Origin of the sequence: Agathobaculum sp. (assembly GCF_050946325.1) — a bacterium.
Lineage (GTDB): Bacteria > Bacillota > Clostridia > Oscillospirales > Butyricicoccaceae > Agathobaculum.
In genome coordinates, this window is sequence record NZ_JBMNUP010000175.1 from 1 (window position 1) to 3,062 (window position 3,062).

The 3,062-nt window shown below is 57.2% G+C and carries 4 protein-coding genes; all 4 read right to left on the minus strand.

Annotated elements, in window-relative coordinates; all coding sequences use genetic code 11:
* A partial coding sequence (hpf, locus tag ACOYIE_RS10120) for a ribosome hibernation-promoting factor, HPF/YfiA family (protein ID WP_433412848.1) occupies nucleotides 1–345 on the minus strand: 345 nt, incomplete at its 3' end.
* A gap of 143 nt (nucleotides 346–488) precedes the next feature.
* Nucleotides 489–1,331: a fumarate hydratase gene (locus ACOYIE_RS10125; RefSeq protein ID WP_433412850.1), complete on the minus strand. Its 843-nt coding sequence runs from the start codon at nucleotides 1,329–1,331 to the stop codon at nucleotides 489–491.
* On the minus strand, nucleotides 1,328–2,500 hold the full coding sequence (locus ACOYIE_RS10130; protein WP_433412852.1) for an amidohydrolase: 1,173 nt from the start codon (nucleotides 2,498–2,500) through the stop codon (nucleotides 1,328–1,330). Before ACOYIE_RS10130 ends, ACOYIE_RS10125 begins: the two co-directional genes overlap by 4 nt.
* A gap of 204 nt (nucleotides 2,501–2,704) precedes the next feature.
* A partial coding sequence (locus ACOYIE_RS10135; protein ID WP_433412854.1) for a S1 RNA-binding domain-containing protein occupies nucleotides 2,705–3,062 on the minus strand: 358 nt, incomplete at its 5' end.

Genomic DNA, 3,062 nt, shown 5'->3' on the forward strand with positions numbered 1-3,062 from the left:
CTCCTCCTCTGCGAGCGCGGCCTGCTGCTCTGCCATCTTGTCAAACGCGCCTTCACGCAGGCGTTTCTCCAGACGGGTTTTATGCTTACGGATCTGACGCTCAATGCTGCTGATGGCACCGTCTACCGACGCGAACATGTCAGAGGTGGTCTCCTCCGCGCGCACAACCAGCCCTGTCTGCCGTACGGTGATTTCGACCGTCTGCTTGCCGCGCAGCTCGCTGAACGTCAGCGTGGTATCGGAATCCTGCTGGAAGTACCGATCCAGCTTTTCAACCTTGCGCAGCGCATATTCGCGCAGATCGTCATCAATTTTCATTTTTCTCTCGACGATGGTGAACTTCATAACATCATCTCCTATCGGGTTCATGGCCCAAGATACTTCTGGGATTTTGCTATCTTTAGTATACCACGCCTTAGTCAAACTGTCCAATCTATTTTCAAAAAATTCACAATTTATTCAGCATTTGTTCCAATGATCCAATGCCTTTAAATTTCTCCCTCCGCATGCCGCGTCACATGGCAGCCGATGGAGATCGCACACGGCAGACTGGCAATATGGGTCGGATAGGGCTCAATCGCGCAGGAGAGCGCCGTCACCGTGCCGCCAAGACCCTGCGGACCGACGCCGGAAGCATTCACCTTTGCCAGAATATCCTGTTCCATCTCCGCATAAAACGGATCTGCGCTGCGCTGGTCAACCGGCCGCAGCAGCGCAACCTTGGCCAGCTCTGCGGCCTTATCGGCCGTTCCGCCGAGCCCAACGCCGATCACTACCGGCGGACATGGGTTGGAACCGGCGTTCACCACGGTATCCGCAATCCAGTCAGCGATTGTCTCGCGGGTGGCCGCCGGCGTAAAGCATTTGCTGGCGCTCATGTTTTCACTGCCGCCGCCCTTGGGCGCAACAATGATTTTCACTTTTTCGCCCGGCACCAGGCGCGTATGCAGCACCGCAGGCGTGTTGTCATCTGTGTTCACTCTGCGCAGCGGATCGCTTACGATGGATTTGCGCAAATAGCCGTCCACATAGCCCTGCCGCACGCCTTCGTTGACTGCGTCCTCAAAGCTGCCGCCCGTCAGATGCACCTCCTGCCCAACTTCTGCAAAAACAACCGCAAATCCTGTATCCTGACAGATCGGCACATCGTTTTTGCGGGCCAGATCGCAGTTGGCCAGCATCTCGTCAAAAATCTCCCTGCCAAGGGGCGACTTTTCCTGCTGCTGTCCTGCAACAAACGCCTGCCGTAAATCCGCCGGCAGATAATAGTTCGCTTCCATACACAGCCGCCGCACCAGCGCGGTAACTTCCGATACATCAACCGTTCTCATTTTTCCCTCCTGTATTCCAGCCTGCCGCTTACCAGCACAGCCTGTACCTGACTCTTTATCTCCAGCGGATCACCGCTCCACAGCACCAGATCGGCATCCATGCCGGGCCCGATGCTGCCGATCCGATCTTCCAGTCCCGCAATATGCGCCGGCACCGATGTAACCGCCCGCAGCGCGGACAGTTCGTCCATGCCCGCGCGCACCGCAAGCATCAGCGCCACCGGAAGCAGCCGGAGCGGGATCTCCGGATGGTCTACCGTAATCGCCGTTTCAATGCCGGCCTTGCACAAAAGCCCGGGCGCCTGGTCTGTCAGGTGCCGCAGCTCGGGTTTGGAGCGGTCGGTCATATACGGACCGCTGACCACAGGCACATCCTCTTCCGCCAGCAAATCCGCCACCAGATGCGCTTCTGTGCCGTGAATAATGACCGGTTTGATGCCAAATTCCCGCGCAATCCGAAGCGCTGTAAAAATATCATCCGCGCGGTGCGCATGAAAATGCGCCGCCGTTTCCTGCCGCAGCAGCGGAACCAGCGCCTCCAGCTTGATATCATAATCGGGCGCATCCTCGTCCGGGTCAACTGCCGCCCGCTCGCAGCGCGCCAGATATTCCTTCGCCTTATAGAGCTGCTCGCGTATCAGCGCCGCCGTAGCCATGCGCGTAACGGGCGCCTCGTCCTTATCATGATAAACCGATTTGGGATTTTCTCCAAACGCAAATTTGACCGCCAGCGGCGCCTTGAGAATCATATCGTCAATCCGGCGGCCGGCCGTTTTGATAAGCGCAATCTGTCCGCCAATCGGATTGGCGCTTCCCGGGCTGACCGCCGCCGCCGTCACACCGGCTTCCAGCGCTTCCCGGAACCCCGGGTCCAGCGGATTGACCCCATCAATCGCGCGGAGCTGCGGTGCAACGGGGTCTGTGTCCTCATTGCCATCCGCCCCCTCGAAGCCAAGGCCGTCTTCATACAGGCCAAGGTGCGAGTGAATGTCAATCAGCCCGGGCGTCAGCACCCCGCCTTCTCCGTCCAGAATATGCGCGCAGGCAGGCGGGGTTCCTTCACCCATCGCGGCAATCCGCCCATCCTCCAGCAGCACCCAGCCATGCAGGCGGGTATTCTCCCTGTCCATCGTCCAAATATTCACATTGGTCAGCAATGTCTGTTTCATACAATTCCTCATTTAAAAAGTAGTTGACATTATTTGTAAATTATGGTATATTCTATATGGCGGTTGAAAGACCGCCATGCACCGTTCATATCTTTATCCCCACAATCCTACTTTTGCGCCCTTTCCAAACAGAAAGGGCGCGTTTTTTTATCATCGCGGCTGGGAGATAAAAACAAAACCGAGGGATTCCCTCGGTTTTTCTGCTTATTTACGGCGGCGGGAACCGTTCTTACGGTCAGTCGCATGGCGCACATCCGCCTGCCGGCTTTCGCTGTCCGTCATGAACGCTTTCAGCTTATCCTCAAAGCTCATTGATGCCGGATCCTTTGGCGGCTGAGGCGCGCGGGTACGCGGCGCCGGTGTGCGCTGCTGGAAGCGCGGCTGACGGGGTGCATAAGCCCCCTGGCGTTCCTGACGCGCCTCCTGCGGCTGCGCCTTTTTAATGGACAGGTTGATGCGGCCCGCCTGGTCAATATTGATTACCTTCACCTTGACCTGCTGGCCCTCCTGAAGGAAATCTTTAATATCATTTACAAAGCTCGCCGCCACTTCGGATATATGC